Source organism: Aeromicrobium yanjiei (assembly GCF_009649075.1).
GTDB classification, from domain to species: domain Bacteria; phylum Actinomycetota; class Actinomycetes; order Propionibacteriales; family Nocardioidaceae; genus Aeromicrobium; species Aeromicrobium yanjiei.
This window is the reverse complement of the sequence record NZ_CP045737.1, coordinates 3,247,490-3,264,733: the sequence shown is the minus strand read 5'-3', so window position 1 is coordinate 3,264,733 and position 17,244 is coordinate 3,247,490. Positions and strand designations below refer to the sequence as shown.

Annotated in this window: 18 protein-coding genes; 14 read left to right on the top strand and 4 right to left on the bottom strand. The window is 71.2% G+C overall.

Features of this window, described 5'->3' with window-relative positions:
* From tilS to GEV26_RS16030, 9 genes are all read left to right on the top strand, one after another.
* The gene (tilS, locus tag GEV26_RS16070) at positions 1-966 is read left to right on the top strand and encodes a tRNA lysidine(34) synthetase TilS (RefSeq protein ID WP_153654573.1); all 966 of its coding nucleotides are present in this window, start codon (positions 1-3) and stop codon (positions 964-966) included.
* A gap of 4 nt (positions 967-970) precedes the next feature.
* Positions 971-1,528, top strand: coding sequence for a hypoxanthine phosphoribosyltransferase (gene hpt / locus GEV26_RS16065; RefSeq protein WP_153654572.1), 558 nt, complete (start codon positions 971-973; stop codon positions 1,526-1,528).
* 173 nt (positions 1,529-1,701) lie between these two features.
* Positions 1,702-3,711, top strand: a complete 2,010-nt coding sequence (gene ftsH / locus GEV26_RS16060; protein WP_153654571.1) for an ATP-dependent zinc metalloprotease FtsH — start codon at positions 1,702-1,704, stop codon at positions 3,709-3,711.
* Positions 3,708-4,274: a GTP cyclohydrolase I FolE gene (gene folE / locus GEV26_RS16055; protein WP_153654570.1), complete on the top strand. Its 567-nt coding sequence runs from the start codon at positions 3,708-3,710 to the stop codon at positions 4,272-4,274. Before ftsH ends, folE begins: the two co-directional genes overlap by 4 nt.
* A 43-nt stretch (positions 4,275-4,317) precedes the next feature.
* Positions 4,318-5,118 (top strand): dihydropteroate synthase, encoded by an 801-nt coding sequence (gene folP, locus GEV26_RS16050; RefSeq protein ID WP_153655135.1) that lies wholly within the window; start codon positions 4,318-4,320, stop codon positions 5,116-5,118.
* A complete protein-coding gene (locus tag GEV26_RS16045; protein WP_153654569.1) occupies positions 5,115-5,561 on the top strand; it encodes a nuclear transport factor 2 family protein in 447 nt (148 codons plus the stop codon). Before folP ends, GEV26_RS16045 begins: the two co-directional genes overlap by 4 nt.
* Positions 5,562-5,939 carry a dihydroneopterin aldolase gene (gene folB / locus GEV26_RS16040; RefSeq protein ID WP_153654568.1) on the top strand — a complete coding sequence of 126 codons (378 nt, stop codon included), beginning with the start codon at positions 5,562-5,564 and terminating at the stop codon, positions 5,937-5,939.
* A complete protein-coding gene (gene folK / locus GEV26_RS16035; protein WP_153654567.1) occupies positions 5,936-6,499 on the top strand; it encodes a 2-amino-4-hydroxy-6-hydroxymethyldihydropteridine diphosphokinase in 564 nt (187 codons plus the stop codon). The genes folB and folK overlap by 4 nt, the downstream gene beginning before the upstream one ends.
* A gap of 25 nt (positions 6,500-6,524) precedes the next feature.
* A complete protein-coding gene (locus tag GEV26_RS16030; RefSeq protein WP_153654566.1) occupies positions 6,525-7,034 on the top strand; it encodes a DUF3180 domain-containing protein in 510 nt (169 codons plus the stop codon).
* A 261-nt stretch (positions 7,035-7,295) separates the two neighbouring features.
* Here GEV26_RS16030 and GEV26_RS16025 read toward each other — a convergent pair whose 3' ends face one another.
* From GEV26_RS16025 to GEV26_RS16010, 4 genes are all read right to left on the bottom strand, one after another.
* Positions 7,296-8,957: a DUF885 domain-containing protein gene (locus GEV26_RS16025; protein WP_153654565.1), complete on the bottom strand. Its 1,662-nt coding sequence runs from the start codon at positions 8,955-8,957 to the stop codon at positions 7,296-7,298.
* 134 nt (positions 8,958-9,091) lie between these two features.
* A complete protein-coding gene (locus GEV26_RS16020; protein WP_153654564.1) occupies positions 9,092-10,234 on the bottom strand; it encodes an NADH-quinone oxidoreductase subunit D in 1,143 nt (380 codons plus the stop codon).
* Positions 10,231-11,706, bottom strand: a complete 1,476-nt coding sequence (locus GEV26_RS16015) for a polysaccharide pyruvyl transferase family protein (RefSeq protein WP_153654563.1) — start codon at positions 11,704-11,706, stop codon at positions 10,231-10,233. Before GEV26_RS16015 ends, GEV26_RS16020 begins: the two co-directional genes overlap by 4 nt.
* Entirely contained in the window at positions 11,703-12,632 is a 930-nt protein-coding gene (locus GEV26_RS16010; RefSeq protein WP_153654562.1) for an SAM-dependent methyltransferase, read from the bottom strand. Before GEV26_RS16010 ends, GEV26_RS16015 begins: the two co-directional genes overlap by 4 nt.
* 35 nt (positions 12,633-12,667) lie before the next feature.
* Between GEV26_RS16010 and GEV26_RS16005 the strand changes: the two genes are divergently transcribed.
* The 5 genes from GEV26_RS16005 (at position 12,668) to GEV26_RS15985 (ending at position 17,244) form a co-directional block, all read left to right on the top strand.
* A complete protein-coding gene (locus GEV26_RS16005) occupies positions 12,668-14,134 on the top strand; it encodes a glycosyltransferase family 2 protein (protein WP_153654561.1) in 1,467 nt (488 codons plus the stop codon).
* Positions 14,135-14,257: 123 nt separating this feature from the next.
* Positions 14,258-15,160, top strand: coding sequence for a Rossmann-like and DUF2520 domain-containing protein (locus GEV26_RS16000; protein ID WP_228764911.1), 903 nt, complete (start codon positions 14,258-14,260; stop codon positions 15,158-15,160).
* A gap of 2 nt (positions 15,161-15,162) precedes the next feature.
* On the top strand, positions 15,163-16,002 hold the full coding sequence (gene panC, locus GEV26_RS15995; protein WP_153654560.1) for a pantoate--beta-alanine ligase: 840 nt from the start codon (positions 15,163-15,165) through the stop codon (positions 16,000-16,002).
* A 2-nt stretch (positions 16,003-16,004) separates the two neighbouring features.
* On the top strand, positions 16,005-16,439 hold the full coding sequence (panD, locus tag GEV26_RS15990; RefSeq protein WP_153654559.1) for an aspartate 1-decarboxylase: 435 nt from the start codon (positions 16,005-16,007) through the stop codon (positions 16,437-16,439).
* 10 nt (positions 16,440-16,449) lie between these two features.
* The gene (locus GEV26_RS15985; RefSeq protein ID WP_153909947.1) at positions 16,450-17,244 is read left to right on the top strand and encodes a type III pantothenate kinase; all 795 of its coding nucleotides are present in this window, start codon (positions 16,450-16,452) and stop codon (positions 17,242-17,244) included.

The window sequence follows — 17,244 nt, the reverse complement described above, 5'->3', positions numbered from 1 at the left end:
GTGGGAGGGGCGCTCGACCCGGTCGTCGCGGCCGGACGCAACCAGGTCCGCCGGGTGCTGGCCGACCTCGGGGCGGGGTCCCGACTGGTCGTGGGGGCCTCGGGCGGCGCGGACTCGCTCGCACTGGCGGCCGTGACGGCATTCGTCGCGTCGCGCGAGAGCTGGAGCCTGCACGCCGTGGTCGTGGACCACGGGCTCCAGGCGGGCTCCCGCGAGGTGGCCGCCGTGGCCGCCGATCAGCTGGCGACCCTCGGAGTGGACGCCGAGGTGGTCACGGTCGAGGTCGGCACCGACGGCGGGCCCGAGGCGGCGGCCCGTGCAGCGCGACTCGCGGCACTGGCCGACGCCGCCGGACGCACGGACGCCGACGCGATCCTGCTGGCCCACACCCTGGACGACCAGGCCGAGACCGTGCTCCTCGGGCTCGGTCGCGGCTCGGGCCCCCGCTCGATCGCCGGGATGGCCGAGCGCGACGGGCCGTGGCGCCGGCCGTTCCTGACCCTCCGCCGCGCCGACACCGAGCAGATCTGCCGCGCCTCGGGGCTCACGTGGTGGGTCGACCCGCACAACAGCGACCCCGCCTACCGCAGGTCGCGGATCCGCACCGAGGTCATGCCGGTGCTGGAGGACGTCCTCGACGGGGGCGTCGCGGGGGCCCTCGCGCGTACGGCCGATCAGGTGCGGGCCGACAACGACCTGCTCGACGACCTCGCGGCGCAGGTCGGCGAGCCCCACGACGTACGCACCCTGGGCTCCCTGCCGCCCGCGCTCCGCTCGCGGGTCCTGCGCCGCGCCGCGCTGGCCGCCGGCGCCGACCCGTCCGCCCTGGGTGCCGTGCACCTGGCCGGCCTCGACCGCCTGGTCACCAGCTGGCGGGGACAGCAGCGGATCGAGCTCCCCGGCGGGGTCAGCGCCGGCCGGACGGGCCCTTCCCTCACGTTCACCACGACGCCTGTGGGACAGTGAACCTGTGGATCTCAAGCATGTGGAAAGCGACCTCGACCTCGAGCAGACCCTCTTCACCGAGGAGCAGATCGTCGAGCGTCTGAAGCAGATGGCGACCCAGATCCAGGCTGACTACGAGGGCAAGGACCTGCTGCTGGTCGGCGTCCTCAAGGGCGCGGTCATGGTCATGGCCGATCTCGCGCGCAGCCTGGACCGGCACGTCGAGATGGACTGGATGGCGGTGTCGTCGTACGGCTCCGGCACCAAGTCCTCGGGTGTCGTGCGCATCCTCAAGGATCTCGACACCGACCTCAACGGTCGTCACGTCCTGATCGTCGAGGACATCATCGACACCGGCCTGACCCTGTCGTGGCTCATCACCAACCTGCGGTCGCGCGGTCCGGCGTCCGTCGAGATCGCGACCCTCCTGCGCAAGCCCGAGGCCCAGCAGATGGACGTCGAGGTCAAGTACGTCGGCTTCGACATCCCCAATGCGTTCGTCGTCGGCTACGGGCTGGACTACGACGAGCGCTACCGCAACCTGCGCTGCATCGGCACCCTCGCGCCGCACGTGTACTCCTAGCCGGCACCCGCGCCACCCTCCCAGGCGCTGCTGTACCGGCGATTTCGCTGCGAGCGAACTGAAATGGGGAACGTCCGAGGGGTTTGAGTACGTTCAACTGAAGGACGGTGCCCCGTGTACCGTTCGACTACCGACCAGCACATGAGGAGGAGTGGACCCGCTCCACGCCGTACATGAACTTCAAGCGCCTCTTCAAGGGCCCCTGGCTCTGGATCATCCTCATCACGATCATCGTGATCAGCGTCGTGTCCGTCTCGTCGTCCGCGGACGGCTACAAGAAGGTCGACACCGCCACGATGGTGAACTACCTCGAGGGCGGCAAGGTCAAGGACGTCACCTTCGTCGAGGGGGACCAGCAGATCCAGGCGACCCTCAACGACGACAAGAAGGTCAAGGCGAAATTCCTCGGCGACCAGGGTGCGCGGCTCGTGCAGCAGGCCGAGCAGGAGGTCAAGGACAAGAAGCTCAAGACGTTCGACGTCGAGGTGCCCAAGACCAACCCCTTCGTCTCCCTGCTGATCGGCATCTTGCCCTTCATCCTCATCTTCGGCCTGATCTTCTTCCTGATGAACAACGCCGCGGGCGGCGGCGGACGCGTCATGCAGTTCGCCAAGTCCAAGGCCAAGCTCATGAGCAAGGACACCCCCAAGACCACGTTCTCCGACGTCGCGGGCGCTGACGAGGCGATCGAGGAGCTCGCCGAGATCAAGGAGTTCCTCCAGGAGCCGGCCAAGTTCCAGGCCGTCGGCGCCAAGATCCCCAAGGGCGTCCTGCTCTACGGTCCTCCCGGCACCGGCAAGACCCTCCTCGCGCGCGCCGTCGCCGGCGAGGCGGGCGTGCCCTTCTACTCGATCTCGGGCTCCGACTTCGTCGAGATGTTCGTCGGAGTCGGCGCCAGCCGCGTCCGCGACCTGTTCGAGCAGGCCAAGGAGAACGCCCCCGCGATCATCTTCATCGACGAGATCGACGCGGTCGGACGCCACCGAGGCACCGGCATGGGCGGCGGCCACGACGAGCGCGAGCAGACCCTCAACCAGCTGCTCGTCGAGATGGACGGCTTCGACGTCCGTGGCGGGGTCATCCTCATCGCCGCGACCAACCGGCCCGACGTCCTCGACCCCGCGCTGCTGCGTCCGGGTCGCTTCGACCGGCAGATCGGCGTCGAGGCGCCCGATCTCGCGGGCCGCACCCAGATCCTCAAGGTGCACTCGCGCGGCAAGCCGATCGCGCCCGGTGTCGACCTCGAGGCCGTCGCCCGGCGCACCCCCGGCTTCTCGGGTGCCGACCTGGCCAACGTCCTCAACGAGGCCGCGCTGCTCACGGCACGCAACGGCGCCAAGACGATCGACAACGCAGCCCTCGACGAGGCCATCGACCGCGTCATCTCCGGCCCGCAGAAGCGCAGCCGCCTGATGAACGAGAACGAGCGACGCATCACGGCGTACCACGAGGGCGGGCACGCACTCGTCGCCGCCGCGCTGCCGCAGAGCGATCCGGTCCACAAGATCACGATCCTGCCGCGCGGGCGTGCGCTGGGCTACACGATGGTGCTGCCCGATGAGGACAAGTACTCCCAGACGCGCGCCGAGCTGCTCGACAAGCTCGCGTACATGATGGGTGGTCGCGCCGCGGAGGAGCTCGTGTTCCACGACCCGACGACGGGCGCAGGCAACGACATCGAGAAGGCCACCAACCTGGCACGCGCGATGGTCACGCAGTACGGCATGACCGAGCGCCTCGGTGCGGTCCGCCTCGGCGAGAACGAGGGTCAGCCCTTCCTCGGCCGCGACATCGGCCACGCGCGCAACTACTCCGAGGCCGTCGCGGCGGTCGTGGACGAGGAGATCAACAAGCTGATCACCTTCGCCCACCAGGAGGCGTTCGACATCCTGCACGAGAACCGGCACGTCCTCGACACGCTCGTGACCGAGCTGCTGGAGAAGGAGACCCTCGACAAGGAGCAGGTCGCGCGGATCTTCGAGCCCCTGGTCCGTCGCCCCGTGCGTCCGGCCTGGACCGGCTCCGAGACCCGGGTGCCCGACACCCGGCCGCCGGTCGCGACGCTGCCGGGCAAGTCGTACAGCGGCGAGGGGAACACCCCGATCGTGGTCGGTCCCGACAGCGGCGTCGACGCGCCGCCCCCGGCCGGTCCGGCCCCCATCGACGGCCCCGAGCTGACATGACGGTCGACATCCCGCGCGCAGAGGCAGCGGTCCGCGAGCTGCTCTTCGCGGTCGGGGAGGACCCCGATCGCGAGGGTCTGCGTGACACGCCCAAGCGGGTCGCCAAGTCGTACGTCGAGCTGCTCGCCGGGCTCGACCAGGACCCCGAGGACGTCCTCACCGCGGTCTTCGAGGTCGGCCACGACGAGCTCGTGCTGGTCAAGGACATCGAGATGTGGTCGATGTGCGAGCACCACCTCGTGCCGTTCTTCGGGGTCGCCCACGTGGGCTACATCCCCGCGGAGGCCGGCAACGTGACGGGCCTGTCCAAGCTCGCCCGCCTCGTCGACGTGTTCGCGCGTCGCCCGCAGGTGCAGGAGCGGCTCACGACGCAGATCGCCGACTCGCTCGTGTCGGTGCTGAAGCCCCGCGGCGTGATCGTCGTGATCGAGGCCGAGCACCTGTGCATGGCGATGCGTGGCGTCCGCAAGGGTGGGGCCAAGACCGTCACCAGCGCCGTCCGCGGCCAGCTGCGCGACGCCACGACGCGCGCCGAGGCCATGGGCCTCATCACGGCGCGCTAGGCCGCCCGTGCTCACCGGCCTGCCCGAGGACCGATGCCTCGTGATGGGCGTCGTCAACGTCACCCCCGACTCGTTCTCCGACGGCGGGAAGTGGCTCGACGCCGACACCGCGATCCGGCACGGCCTCGACCTGGTCGAGCAGGGAGCCGACCTGGTCGACGTCGGTGGGGAGTCGACCCGCCCCGGGGCGCTGCGCATCGACGAGGACGAGGAGCTGCGCCGGGTCCTGCCGGTCATCGAGGGACTCGTCGCCGAGGGGGTGGTCGTGTCGGTCGACACGATGCGCGCCGCGGTGGCCCAGCGCTCCCTGGAGGCAGGGGCGGCGCTGATCAACGACGTCTCGGGCGGCCGCGCCGATCCCCGGATGCGTGCGGTCGCAGCCGAGACGGACGCCCCGATCGTGCTGATGCACTGGCGGGAGCACTCCGACGTGATGCAGCAGCACACCAGCTACGACGACGTCGTCGCCGACGTCCGCGCCGAGCTCGGCCAGCAGGTCGACGCCGCGATCGCGGCCGGGGTCGACCCCGCCCGCATCGTGGTCGACCCGGGACTGGGCTTCTCCAAGACCGGCGAGCACAACTGGATCGTCCTGGCGCACCTCGACGCGTTCGTGGAGATGGGGTTTCCGCTGCTGGTCGCCGCGAGCCGCAAGCGCTTCCTCGGCGATCTGTTGTCCCGCGACGGCGCGCTGCGGCCGGTCGACGGACGGGACGCCGCGACCGCGGCCGTGACCGCCCTGGCCGCCGCGGCGGGCGCCTGGTGCATCCGGGTGCACGATCCGGCTCCCTCCGCCGACGCGGTCCGCGTCGCGGCGCGGCTGCGGCAGGAGGGCCTGCGATGAGCGAGAGCGCGCTGGCCGTCCACCGCGCGTTCTACGACGCGGTCGAGACCGGCGACGCCGATCTCATGGCGTCGCTGTGGGTCGACCACCCGGACGTGTCGTGCGTCCACCCCGGGGCGCTCCCGCTGCGGGGCACCGGTGCGGTGCTGAGGTCCTGGACCGTGCTGATGGCCAACGTCAGCTACATCCAGTTCTTCCTGACCGACGTCGACGTGACGACGTTCCCGCTGGAGGCCGCGGAGCCGACCACGGCGGTGATCGTCTGCACCGAGAACATCCTCTCCGGCGAGGGCATGTCGTCGCCGGACGCCTTCGCGGGAGGCAAGGCACTGTGCACCAGTATCTTGGTGCGTGACCCCTCGGGAAGCAGGACGGCGGGCGACTGGAAGCTCTGGTCGCGCCACGCCTCCCCGATCGCCGAGCTGGGCAGGGAGGACGACTAGATGGCCATCCCCGACGGGCTCGACCGGATCGACCTGCGCGGCATCGCCGCACACGGGCACCACGGCGTGTTCGAGCAGGAGCGGCGCGACGGCCAGACCTTCGTCGTCGACGTCAGCCTGGGTCTCGACCTCGGCCCCGCCGCGCGCGAGCACGACCTGACCAAGACCGTGCACTACGGGGTCCTGGCGCAGCAGATACACGATGCCATCGTGAACGATCCCGTGGACCTCATCGAGACGGTCGCGCTCCGTATGGTGGACTTGTGCCTGGCCGAAGAGCCGGTCCGATGGGCTAGCGTGACGGTGCACAAACCCGAGGCGCCCATCGCGGTGACGTTCCACGACGTCGCCGTCACGATAGAGCGGAGCAAACTGTGACCGAAGCACCCACCCCGTACGTCCTCGACGCCGACACGATGACCGGTGGCATGCGACCCATCCGGCAGGCGGTCCTGGCGATCGGCTCCAACCTGGGTGGTCGGCTCGAGCGTCTGCAGAGCGGTGTCTCGGCACTGGAGGACACCCCCGAGGTCACGGTCGTCGCGATCTCGTCGGTCTACGAGACCGATCCCGTCGGCGCTCCGGACGGATCGGGCAAGTTCCTCAACGCCGTGGTGCTCATCGACACGACCCTGACGGTCCACACGCTGCTGGACCGCGCGCTCGCGATCGAGGAGGCGTTCGGCCGTGAGCGCTCCGAGCCCGGCGCACCGCGCACCCTCGACGTCGACCTCATCGTGGTCGGCGACCGCGTGGCCAATGACGAGCACCTCGTGCTGCCGCACCCGCGCGCCCACGAGCGGGGCTTCGTGCTCGTGCCGTGGCTCGAGGTCGACCCCGAGGGTGAGATCCCGGGCAAGGGCTTCGTCGCCGATCTCATCGCGGACGTCGACACCAGCGGTGTGGTCAAGCGCGAGGATCTCGAGATCATCCTCTGATCCGGCAGCTGGTGATCGTGCAGCCATGAGGATGTCCCGACCGGTTCCCGCGGTCCTGATCGTCGCGCTGCTCGGCCTCGGGCTGGTGGGCGGGCGGCTGACCCCGCCGCTGATCGTCCGCCTCGACGGCACGCCGCCCCGGCTCGGCTGGATCGCCCCGCTGCTGCTGCTCGCCGGTGCGGTCGTGGTCGGCATGTTCGCGTGGAGCACGTGGCAGACCCTGCACAAGAAGCACGAGCGGATGACGGCCGACCACGGCATCAAGATGCTGTCGCTCGCCAAGTCCTGTGCGATCGTCGGGGCGCTCGTCGCGGGCTTCTACGGCGGCTACGCGCTGGCGTACCTCGACAGCTTGGACTCGGTGCTCGGCAAGGAGCGGTTCGTCCGCGGCCTCGCCGCTGCCGTCGCGAGCCTGCTGCTCATGGTCACGGCGCTGCTGCTCGAGCGGGCCTGTCGCCTGCCGGACGACGACGAGGACGAGGACGGCAAGGGCGGCAAGGGCGGCAAGGACCGCCCCGACCCGACCCCCGCCTGACCCCCCCCAACGCTGAGGGGAGGCTCCGGTCCGCTGAGGGGAGGCTCCGGTCCGCCGAGGTGTGGCTCCGGTCCGCCGAGGCGTGGCTCCGGTCCGCCGAGGCGTGGGTCCGGTCCGCTGCTCAGCGGACGCAACTCTCCCGTCGGCGGACGCAACTCTCCCGTCGGCGGACGCAACTCTCCCGTCGGCGGACGCAAGTCTCCCGTCGGCGGACGCAAGTCTCCCCTCGGCGAACGGGAGGCTCCCCTCAGCGTTGGGGTGTCAGGCGAGGAGGGCCGAGCGGAGGGTGCCGAGGCCGATGCTGCCGACCGCGAGAGCCTGGCGGTGGAACTCCTTGAGTCCGCCGGAGCGAGGATCGGCGCCGTGCTTGTCGACCCACTCGTCGCGCAGCTGCTCCCACATCCGCTGGCCGACCTTGTACGACGGCGCCTGCCCGGCCCAGCCGAGATAGCGGTTGACCTCGAAGCGGACGAACGAGTCATTCATGTTGACGTGCTGGGCCATGAACGCGAAGGCGTCCTCACCGGTCCAGGTGCCGCTGCCGTCGGGCTTGGGCTTCTGCAGGTGCACGCCGATGTCGAGCACCACGCGGGCGGCCCTCATCCGCTGGCCGTCGAGCATGCCCAGCCGGTCGGCCGGGTCGTCGAGGTAGCCCAGGTCGGCCATGAGCCGCTCGGCGTACAGCGCCCAGCCCTCGCCGTGCCCGGAGTTCCAGTTGAGCCGTCGCCAGCCGTTGAGCTGGGCGCTGTTGTACGCCGCGAGCCCGCACTGGAGGTGATGGCCGGGGACGCCCTCGTGATAGACCGTCGTGAGCTCGCGCCAGGTGTCGAACTCGGTGATCCCCTCCGGGACGCTCCACCACATGCGGCCCGCGCGCTCGAAGTCCTCGCTCGGCGGCGTGTAGTAGATGCCGCCCTCCTGGGTGGGCGCGATCATGCACTCGAGTCGGCGCATCGGCTCGGGAATGTCGAAGTGCGTACGTCCGAGCTCGGCGACCGCGCGGTCGCTGGTCTCCTGCATCCAGGCCTGCAGCGCCTCGGTGCCGTGCAGCTTGCGCTCCGGATCGCTCTCGAGGTGGGCGATCGCGTCCGCGACGCTGCCGCCCGGGACGATCTGCGCCGCGATGCTCTCCTGCTCCTCGACCATGCGGCGCAGCTCGTCGATGCCCCACTCGTACGTCTCGTCGAGGTCGATCTCGGCGCCGACGAACGATCGCGAGGCCAGTGCGTAGTGCTCGCGGCCCACGGCGTCCTGCTCCGGGGCGACAGGTGCGAGATCGCGCTCGAGGAACTCGACCATCGTCTCGTACGCCTCGGAGGCGGCGCGGGCTCCGGCCTCGAGGTCGGCCTTCAGCGAAGAGGGGACGTCCGCGCGGGCGGCCAGCTCGGCGAAGAAGCTGTCGGGCCCGACCTGCTTGCGGGCCTGGGCCGCGACCTCGCGCACCTGGCGGATCGCCGGGACGTTGCCCGCGGCGATGCCGATGCGCAGCGAGGCCAGGTAGCCCGACATCGCCGCGGGGACGTTGTGCATCCGCTTCGCGACGTGTGACCAGTCCTGCTCGGTCTCGGTGCCCATGAGGTCGAAGATGTCGCGGAAGTCCTGGCTGGGCGAGGCGATGACGTTGAGATCGCGCTGCCAGAACCCGGCCTCGATCTTCTCGACGTCGAGCTCGAGGGTGCGGATGAGCTCGGCCTGCGTGATCGCGTCGGTGTCGTCCTCGACGGCTGTCGTGCGTACCCGGGCGAGGGTGGCCCGGGCCGCGTCGGCATAGGCCGCGACCCCGTCCGGCGACCGGTCGGCGTACTCCGCCTCGCGGCCCGGGCGTCCGAGGTGGACGTGCAGCTCCGGCTCGAGCTCCAGGAGCGTCTCGAGCCACCCCTCCGCGAGGTCGTCCATGGGCGTCGGGATGCGCTGGTCCGTCATCCCTCGACCCTACGGCCCCGTTGCCGGTTTCCCACGGTCCCGTGGGGTTTGCTCACTTCCCTAGCGTCACAACACGAGGGGAGTGACCAATTCCCACGGTCCCGTGGGAAACCGGCAACCGGGGGACGCGGGGGTTACTTGTCGACGTCGCCGACGACGAAGAACATCGAGCCGAGGATCGCGACGAGGTCGGCGACGACGGTTCCGCCGACGATCTCGGGCAGGACGGCGACGTTGTTGAACGAGGCGGTGCGCAGCTTCAGCCGCCACGGCGTCTTCTCGCCCCGCGACACGAGGTAGTAGCCGTTGAGCCCGAGCGGGTTCTCGGTCCAGACGTACGTGGAGCCCTCGGGCGCCTTCAGGATCTTGGGCAGACGTACGTTGACCGGCCCCGGCTCGAGCTCGGCCAGCCGGGCGAGGCACGCGTCGGCGAGGTCGAGGGAGACCTTGGTCTGCTCCAGCAGCACCGCGAACCGGGCGTGGCAGTCGCCCTCGGTCCGCACCGGCACCCGCAGGACGTCCTGCAGCTCGCCGTACGCGAGATAGGGCTCGTCGCGCCGCAGGTCCAGGTCGAGCCCGGACGCCCGGGCGATCGGCCCGGAGACCCCGTACGCCTCGACGAGCGCGGGTGACAGCACCCCCACCCCGACCGTGCGGGCCCGGAAGATCTCGTTGCCGAAGATCAGGTCCTCGAGCTCGCCGAGCCGTGACCGCACGGTCGCGATCGCGGCGGACGCCCGCCCGGTCCACCCCGCGGGGATGTCCTCCTTGAGCCCGCCGACCCGGTTGAACATGTAGTGCATCCGCCCGCCGGAGACCTCCTCCATGACCTCCTGGATCGTCTCGCGCTCGCGGAACGCGTAGAAGATCGGCGTGATCGCGCCCAGCTCGAGGGGATACGACCCGAGGAACATCAGGTGGTTGAGCACGCGGTTCAGCTCGGCCAGCAGCGTCCGGATCCAGGTGGCCCGCTCGGGGACCTGCATGCCCAGCATGTCCTCGACCGCGAGCACGACGCCCAGCTCGCTGGAGAAGGCGCTCAGCCAGTCGTGCCGGTTGGCCAGCACGATGATCTGGCGGTAGTCGCGCACCTCGAAGAGCTTCTCGGTGCCGCGGTGCATGTAGCCGATGATCGGCTCGCAGGCCTTGACCCGTTCACCGTCGAGTGTCAGCCGCAGCCGCAGGACGCCGTGGGTCGCGGGGTGCTGCGGGCCGATGTTGAGCACCATGTCGGTCGTGGCGAAGCCCGTCCCGACACTCGCGGTGACCTCGTTCATGAGCGGCGCAGCCAGCCCTTGACCCGCTGCACGAGCCGGCGCGTCAGCCCGCGCGGGGAGCTGCGCTCGAGCCGCTCGAGCCGCGCGTACAGCTCGTCGATCTGGCCCTTCTGCGCCGCGACCTTCTCAGCGGTCTCGGCCTGGATGCGGGCGTGCCGGCTGCCCGCGCCGCTCCAAGGCGGGTGCTCGAAGGGGTGGTGGTACGCCTGCGGGTGCCGCGTGATGTCCAGGACCATCCCGTCGCGCAGCCACTTCAGGCGCGAGGCGATCTCGTGGCCGTCCGAGGCGATGAGCGGCTGGACGGGGCGGGGGAACGTCGCGGCGGCGAGTCGCTCGTCGAAGTCACCGCGGCCGTTGCCCGGGGTCCAGATGTGCTCGAGCCCGTTGCGCTCGAGGAAGGCCGTGTAGCGCGCGAAGCGGTCGGGCATCGCCGCGTTGAACTCGGTCAGGTCGGTGGACTCGTAGAGGTCCTCGGCCCGGAGGTCCGCGGACAGCTCGGGCATCAGCGTGTAGGGCATCCGGTGGTGCTCGGCGAGCTCCAGCGTGCGGGAGTCGTGCGCCAGCAGCAGCGCGGGGGTGCCGCCGAGCAGTGCTGCGACGTTGCCGTGGAACCGGGTGCCGTACGCGAAGTCCTGCGTGGCCATGAAGTCGTACCAGGTCCACGTGTCGAGGAAGAGCCGCATGCGGTCCTGCTGGTAGATCGGGTGCTCCAGGTGCACGGGCACGAGCGGGTCGTGGACGTGCGGGAACGGGGTGCCCCACAGCAGCAGCCGCAGGTCGTTCGCGTCCTGGCCGATGTACGTCAGGTGCGGGTGCCGCTCGGCCTGCGCAGTCGCGAACGCGCCGATGCCGCGCACCTCGGGGGTGAGGTTGAGCGCCAACCGGCTGTCCGGTCCGATCGCCTCGGCGCGCTTGTCCACGCGGAAGTCCGGACCGTGGAGGAACAGCGAGGGGCAGCCGATCACGTCGACCGAGGCCTCGGGGAAGCCGAGGCTCAGCAGGTACGACTTGGTGAACTCGCCGCGCACGCCGATCGAGGTCGAGCGGTCGAGGACTGCGCCGACGAAGCGCTTGACGGTCTCGGAGACGGGCGCGAGCGACTCGATGCCCTGGCCGTGGGCGGCCTGCGCGCCGATGCCGACGACCGTGACGGGGATCGTGAGCTGCTCGACCAGATCGGCCAGGCGCGACAGGCGCGGTTCGAAGTCGGCGCGGAACGCATTGGCCATGGGGACGACGAAGTGGTCGAACTCCTCGTCGATCCGCGGGGCGTCGCCGCGCTGCGGGACGACCCGCTCCGACAGCGTGCCGTTGGAGACCAGCTCGGCGGTGTCGGTCGACAGCGCCTTCCACACCGAGTGCTGGAAGAGGTAGTTGCCGCTGTTGCTGTTGAAGACGTCCTGCGTCAAGGTCGACTCCGCGGCCACCGGGGTGAACGGATCCTTGCCTGATCGGATCAGCAGCCGGGTCATGCGTCCAGTCTTCCATGGCCCCGGGTGTCGCTGACGATCCACCAGAAATCGCCGAGCCCGCCCCGCGCGCCGAGCTCGCCGGCCTCGCCCGCGCGGCCCAGCGCCCGCAGGTACGCCGCGGGATCGGTGTGCGCGAGCCCGATCGGCGGGCGGGAGCCGTCGATCCCGAGCCGGGCGAGGGCGTCGCGCTGGCGCAGGAGCGTCCCGCCGGCGGCGTCGGCGACCGCGTCGACCGCGACGTCGGCGGTGACATCGCACGAGCCGTCGGGCCGGACCTCGACCTCGCGACCGTCGCGGTACGAGCGCAGGGAGCCGAACGGGGGACGGTCGCCGGCGCGGTGGCCGTAGTCGATCGCCACCGCGGTGCCGTCGACCCGGCGGACCGCATCGGCCCATGCCAGGTCCCGGGTGGTGCCGACCTCGGCGCGCTGACCGGGCTCGGTCAGCGGCCACCACTGGTCGAGCCACGGGTTGCGGTGCTCCGGGCCGAGCGTCTCCTCGCCGGTCGCGGCGTCCACCAGCACCTCACGGACGACGCCCGCGGGGTCCAGCTCGACCACGTCGCACGGCACGTTGTCGAGCCACTCGTTGGCGATCAGCAGGCCGTCGACGCGCTCGGGCAACGCCGGCATCCAGTCGATGTCCTCGGGCAGCTCGGCGGGTCGCGGGGCCAGCTCGACGCCGGCGAGGTGCACCCCGGGCAGGTGGTCACGGAGCGCGGCCAGCAGCTCGCCGCCGCCTGCGCCCACGTCGACCACGCTGGCTGCGGACGTGCTCCGGGCCAGCTCGGCCACGGCCTCGGCGAACATCCCGACGTGGACGCTCGTGCGGAAGTGGTCCGCGGGCCGGGACCGACGAAAGAAGCCGTCGGGACCGTAGAGGGCCTGCTGCCAGGCGAGGCGCCAGGGCAGGGGCCGATTCGACATGCGGGCCAGACTAGGCCCCTCGCTATGCTCGGCGGGTGCATCGAGTCAGGCGAGCCCTGCGGCGGGTCGTCGCGACCCCGCTCGACCGGTGGCGGCAGCGCGACCTGCCGGTCCTCAGCGTCGTGGTGCCGGTCTACAACGGTGCCGAGCACCTGGACGAGGCCCTGCGGTCGATCCGGCGGCAGGACTACCGGCGCATCGACGTCGTCGTGATCGACGACGGGTCCACCGACGGGAGTCTGGCGATCGCCCGCCGGCACGCGCGGGCGGATCGTCGCCTCACGGTGCTGTCGCAGCCCAACGCGGGGGTCGGTGCCGCTCGGCGGGCCGCAGTCGCCGCCGCGACGGGCACCTACCTGACCTTCGTCGACGCCGACGACACCGTGACCCGCGGCGGGATCCGCGCCGCGATGGACGGCTTGTCGCGCAGCGGGTCCGACCTGGCCGTGATGCCCTACCAGCGCCTCGAGCGCACCGGGATCAAGCCGCCCGCACCGTGGATCCGGGCGCTGCACGCAAGGCCCGCGACGCACACGTCCCTGTCCGAGCGCCCGGACGTGCTGGTCAACGCGATCGCGTGCGCCAAGATCTTCCGTCGCTCGTTCTGGGACGCCCAGGCGCTCGAGTTCCCCGAGGTGCTGCTCGCGGGTGACCAGATCGTCACGGCCCGCGCCTATCGCGACGCCGACGGCATCGACATCACCTCGGTCGTGGCCTACAGCTGGCGCCGCATGGACTCGTCCATCTCGCAGGGGCAGGTCACGGCCCAGGCGGTCCACGCGCGGTTCGATGCGATCGACGCGGTGCTGGAGCTGCTCGAGGACCTGCCGGACGTCCGCGCCGAGCGCGCCCTGCAGTACCTGCGCTACAACGTCCCCAACTCCACGCTCAAGCTCGAGCGAGCCGACGACGCGTACCTCGATGCGTTGTTCGAGCGCGTCCCGCGCGTCGTCGGGGCGGCGCCGGCAGACCGGTACGCCGCAGAGGTCCCGGCCCAGCACCGGGTGCTGAACACCCTCCTGGCGGCCCGTGACCGCGACGCGGTGTGGCGCTTCGTGCAGGCCGAGGGCATGCAGCCCGAGATGCACCCCTCCGGCCAGGAGCCCGCGGGCCTCACCGTCTACCTGCCCGGATGGGGGGTCGACGACGTCCCGCCCGAGGCCTACGTCCTGACCGACGAGCAGACCGTGGCCAAGGCGATCGTGCGCGAGGTCCGCCACGAGGGCGCCGATCTCGTCCTCGACGTCGCGGCCTGGTTCGGCAACGTCGAGCTCGAGCAGCCGACGCTGACCGTCAAGACCGATGGGGACCTCGTGGACGTCGTGCACGGCGGTCAGCCGTACGTCGTCACCTCCCGTCAGGGTGCCCAGCGTCGCTACGCGGGATCGGCCTGGGTCGTCACCCTGCACGGCGCGGGTCGGCGGGCGCCCGGCACGCTCACCGTCACGTTGCGGGACCGATCGCGGTCGGGGACGGTCACCGCGCGCATCCCCCGGTCCTGAGTCGCGGGGGCCCCTGTGAGGTTCGGCACAGGTCTTACCCCTAGGCAGGTCGCCACCCGGGGCTAGACTCAAGATGTCAATTTGTCTGGTACCCGTCAGGGACTGGAACGAAAGGCACCACACATGCTGCGTCCCACCATGGGCATCGTCGGCGCAGGTCGCGTCGGATCGGTCCTCGCCTCCCGCTTCCGCGCTGCCGGCTACCCGCTCGCCGGGGTCAGCGCCCGCTCGGAGGCCTCCCTGCTGCGCACCAGCACGCTGCTGCCCGGTGTCGCGGTGCTGAGTCCCGCCGAGGTCGCAGCAGCCAGTGACGTGCTCGTCCTCGCGGTCCCCGACGACGCGCTCATCGCAGTCACCGAGGAGCTCGCCGCGTCCGGCGCGGTGCACCCGGGCCAGTACGTCCTGCACACCAGCGGCCGGCACGGACTCGACGCGCTGGCTGCGCTGACCCGTCTGGGTGCCCGGCCGATCGCGTTCCACCCCGCGATGACGTTCTCCGGCACCTCGGTCGACTTCGACGGTGCGCCGGTCTTCGGCCTCACCGCCGCCTCCGCCGAGCGGCCGTTCGCCGAGCAGCTGGTCGCGGACCTCGGCGGCGTCCCGATGTGGGTCGCCGAGAGCGACCGCGCGCTCTACCACGCGGCCCTCGCGCACGGCGCCAACCACCTCGTGACCCTCGTGGCGCAGTCGATGGACCTGCTTCGCGGCGCGGGCGCCGAGGACCCGGCCGCGGTCCTGCGGCCGCTGCTGACCGCGGCGCTCGACAACGTCCTGGCCTACGGTGACGCGGCGCTGACCGGTCCGGTCGTGCGCGGCGACATCACCACGATCCGGGCCCACGTCGACGCCCTCGCGGCCGCGCACGTGGACGATGCGACCGTCGATGCGTATCTCGAGCTCGCCCGCGCCACCGCCCGTCGCGCCGAGGCCGACCACCGCCTGGCCCCCGCGACCGCGGGCACGATCCGCCAGGTCCTCGACGAGGCCGACTGGGACGCGATGGCGCACATCGCGGCCGGGATCTGACCATGGCGCCGTCCCCGATCGTCGTCCGCACCCGCGCCGAGCTCGCTGCGGCCCGCGGCGGCGACACGGTCTCGTTCGTGCCCACGATGGGCGCGCTCCACGACGGCCACGTCCAGCTCCTCAAGCACGCCCGCCCGCTCGGCGAGACCCTCGTGGCCTCGATCTTCGTCAACCCCACGCAGTTCGCGCCGGGGGAGGACTTCGAGGACTATCCCCGGACGTTCGACGCCGATCTCGAGCGGTGCGCCGAGGCGGGGGTCGACGTGGTGTTCGCGCCCACCGTCGGGGTCATGTACCCGTCCGGGCTGGTCGACACCGTGACGGTCGACCCCGGACCGCTCGGCTCGATCCTGGAGGGCGGTGCCCGGCCGAGCCACTTCCGCGGAGTGCTGACGGTGGTGGCCAAGCTCCTCGGGCTGGTCCGTCCGGACGTCGCGGTGTTCGGCGAGAAGGACTATCAACAGCTCACCCTGATCCGGCAGATGGCGCGCGAGCTCGCCCTCGGAGTCGAGGTCGTCGGCTGCCCGACGGTGCGCGAGGCCGACGGACTCGCGCTGAGCTCGCGCAACCGCTATCTGACGGCGGACGAGCGGCAGACCGCCGTCGCTCTGTCGGCCGCCCTGCGGGCCGGTGCCGCCGCGGCGCCCGGGGGGCCGGAGGCCGTGCTGGCCGCTGCCCACGCGGTGATCGACCCGGCCGACGTCGACCTGGACTACCTCGTCCTGACCGATCCCGAGCTGGGCCCTGCCGTGCCCGGCGAGGAGGCGCGGCTGCTCGTCGCGGCCCGCGTGGGCAAGCCACGGCTGCTCGACAACATCGGCCTCACTCTCGGAAAGAACTGACCATGATCCGCACCATGATGAAGTCCAAGATCCACCGCGCGACCGTCACCCAGGCCGATCTGCACTACGTCGGCTCGGTCACGGTCGACCAGGACCTCCTGGATGCTGCCGACCTGCTGCCCGGCGAGCTCGTCCACATCGTCGACGTCGACAACGGTGCGCGCCTCGAGACGTACACGATCGCGGGGGAGCGGGGCTCGGGAGTGATCGGCATCAACGGCGCCGCAGCCCACCTGGTCCACCCGGGCGATCTCGTGATCCTCATCGCGTACGCGCAGCTGGAGGACGCCGAGGCCCGCACGTTCGAGCCGAGCGTCGTGTTCGTCGACGCCGACAACAAGGTGATGACGCTGGGCACCGACCCCGCCGAGGTGCCCGAGGGCACGGGCCTGGTGCGCGGCGACGTCGTCGACAACCCCCTCGTCGCGTCCCGGTGAGCCGGCGGCCATGATCCTGCTCTGCCTGGACGTCAGCAACAGCCACACCTCGATCGGCGCGTTCGACCTCTCCACGGACACCGAGCAGGGTGAGCTGATCGGGCACTGGCAGGTCGCGTCCGACGAGCGTCGCACCGCGGACGAGTGGCAGGTGCTCATCACCGGCTTGACGGTTCGCGCGGGCATCGACGAGATCGACGCGGTCAGCCTGTGCTGCACCGTGCCGACGATCCTCGTCGAGCTGAGGTCGATGCAGGAGCGCTACTACGCGGACCTGCCGGTCTCGATCGTCGGTCCGGGAGTGCGGACGGGCGTCCCGATCCACACCGACAACCCGCGCGAGGTGGGGGCCGACCGCATCGTCAACGCCCTGGCCGCGGTCGAGCTGTACGGCGGACCCGCGATCGTGGTCGACCTCAACGGCACCGCGACGATCTTCGACGTGATCGACGAGGACAACCGCTACATCGGCGGCGCGATCGCCCCGGGGGTCGAGCTGTCCCTCGACGCCCTGGCCCGCCGCGGCGCGCAGCTGCGGAGCGTCGAGCTGGCCCAGCCCCGTGACGTCGTCGGCAAGAACACCGTCGAGGCGATCCAGTCCGGGATGGTGTTCGGCTCGGCCGGCCTCGTCGACGGGATGGTCACCCGGATCATCGAGTCCCTGGGCAGCGACCCCGACCACGTCGCGGTGATCGCGACGGGCACGTTCCCCGCCGCCGTGGTCGACAACTGCACCACGATCACGGCCCGTGACCCGTTCCTGACCCTCACCGGCCTGCGCCTGGTCCACGAGCGCAACCACTAG